The following is a 2,131-nucleotide window of genomic DNA, read 5'->3' as shown; positions in this document are numbered from 1 at the left end:
TTGATGAGGCCGACGGTGGCGGTCTGGATGAGGTCGTCGGTGGGTTCGCCGCGGCCGGAGTAGCGGTGGGCGAGGTGGCGGGCGAGAGGCAGCCAGGCCTCGATCGCCCGGTCCCGCAGCGCGGGTCGCGACGGATGCTCGGCCGGCATGGCGGCCATCGCGGAAAGCAGCTCGGCCGCACTGTCCGCCGGAGCCTCAGCGCTGGCCATCGTTGACGGCTGCACCGCCGTCGAGGTCTTGGTGACGGTCATGTCGTGGTCCTCCCTGACACCTTCCCGGAGAGCCGGCCCCCTGGATCAGGGGGCCCGGTCGGTCGGGCATCTATGTCCGTGGGACAGCACCCGAAGGCACCATCCAGGCGCAGTTGGCCGTTCGGTTACGGAGACTCTATACGACAGTCCTAGAGAACACTAGCCGAAAGTATGAGGTCTTTACCCTGACAAAACCGGCATAACCATGCAGTATTGATGGCTATTTCCGAGAGCGGCGTCCGAGCAGCGCTCAACGACCCCTCTGTTTTTCCCCCGGGAGTGGGCAAGATAGGCGCATGACGTCGCCGCCCGCCCCGGTCCCACACCCGGCGGCGACCGAGCTCCGCAGCTGGAGCCTCGACGCTGTCGGTGGTCTGCGACACCTCCGCGCCGATCTGCGCGCCGCCGTCATCGGCACCCCACTCGACGACGAGGACGGTGTCGGCCGCATCACGGTGGTCGCCACCGAACTGGCGACCAACGCCCTGCGGCACGGGCGCGGGCCCGCCGTCATCCGTCTCCTCCAGGAACCCGGCGCTCTCACCCTCGACGTCGCCGACCACGACGTGACCGGCGAACCCCTCTTCGACGAGCGGCGGCCCATCGGTCTCGGCGGCCTCGGGCTGCGCCTCGCCCGTACCTTCGCCAGCGACCTCGGCTGGTACCGCACGCTCAAGACCAAGAACATCTGGGCGAGATTCGATTTCGTACGGGACTAGCGCGCTCCTCCATACCCGCGCCGGGCTCATGCCCCGCCTTGGGCTCATGCCGCTCTTCGGGTTCATGCCCCGCGTCGCGCTCATGAACCGTGTCGCCTCCCTGGGCGCCGTCGGGTTCAAGGGCGACGTCGACTTCATGGGCTATGCCGTACCCCGCAGCGACGTCGGCTCACACGCTGCCTTGGGTTCATATACCGGGCCCGCTTGAACGTCTCCATGGCTGAGGGCAGCTCCGTGGCCCGGGAATGCGTTCTCGCCGAGGCGCTCCCTGCTGGAAGCCTTCTCCGGCAGAGGCGCACTCAGTTGAAGGCGCTCACCGCTCTCGGCGCATCGAGTTGGAGGCGCTAACCGAGGACAGGTTCTGTGGTCGAGGACGACGACGCTCTTCCGGTCCGATCAACCATTCGCCCGGCGTCACTCACTGCGCCACTGTCTGTGTCCGCCGACTTCATGGTCCACGCTCACGTCACACCTGCGGTCCACGCCCACACCGCGATTACGCCTACGCGACGCCCACACCACGGTCACGGTTCTCCCGGCCGGCTCCACCGCGTCCGCCCCCTGCGGCTGACTCGCGCCAAACCGGTCTTTCCCCGGGTCGCCATCCACCGGCGGCGCCGACGGTCGCGTGGCGCCGGTGGAGCCGTGGCGCCGACGGCCGCGTGGCGGCCAGGCTCCGGCTCCGGCCCGGTGCTGACAGTTCCTGCGCCGCCGGATGAGAGTCGTGTTCATTGCGTATCGGGCTCACTTCGTATGGTCATCGACCTCATTCGGCTCGCCGGCATCAGCGGCACCAGAAGTGCGATCCCGTGTGGGGGGCGATTTGGCGTCGCGAGGACGACCGGGTAATGTTCTCCGAGCCGGCAGGGAAACGGGCGAGGCAAGCGGGTCAGGCAACACAGACTCGCAGCGGCCGTCCTGCCAAACCCCAAAGTTCGAGTGCCACGAGGCATCGTGTACTCTTCTGCGGGCTCCAGCGGTTTCTGTGGTTGTTGAATTCGGTTGCGAAACGCGGATTTGACACGGCGGAAACGGCGGGTAAAGTAGAGCGAGTGCCCCGGAGGGTGGGCCGCTGATTGGCGGTCTGGTTTGATGGTGTGCGGTTGTTCTTTGAGAACTCAACAGGGTGCTTGATAAGCCAGTGCCAATTATGGCAATACC

General features: G+C 66.8%; 2 protein-coding genes. One reads left to right on the top strand and one right to left on the bottom strand.

Annotation, left to right across the window (positions count from 1 at the left end; all coding sequences use genetic code 11):
- A partial coding sequence (locus tag AB0G04_RS44150) for a sigma factor (RefSeq protein WP_360996737.1) occupies window positions 1-251 on the bottom strand: 251 nt, incomplete at its 3' end.
- 296 nt (window positions 252-547) lie between these two features.
- Between AB0G04_RS44150 and AB0G04_RS44145 the strand changes: the two genes are divergently transcribed.
- Entirely contained in the window at window positions 548-970 is a 423-nt protein-coding gene (locus AB0G04_RS44145; RefSeq protein ID WP_360996734.1) for an ATP-binding protein, read from the top strand.
- Window positions 971-2,131: the final 1,161 nt, after the last annotated feature.

The sequence above is a fragment of the Actinoplanes sp. NPDC023801 genome (assembly GCF_040639655.1).
Lineage (GTDB): Bacteria > Actinomycetota > Actinomycetes > Mycobacteriales > Micromonosporaceae > Actinoplanes.
This window is presented reverse-complemented; position numbering and strand designations above follow the sequence as displayed.

Excerpts from the sequence above, each read along its gene's own strand:
- AB0G04_RS44145 (WP_360996734.1), top strand. The coding sequence starts at position 548 with ATGACGTCGCCGCCCGCCCCGGTCCCACACCCGGCGGCGACCGAGCTC.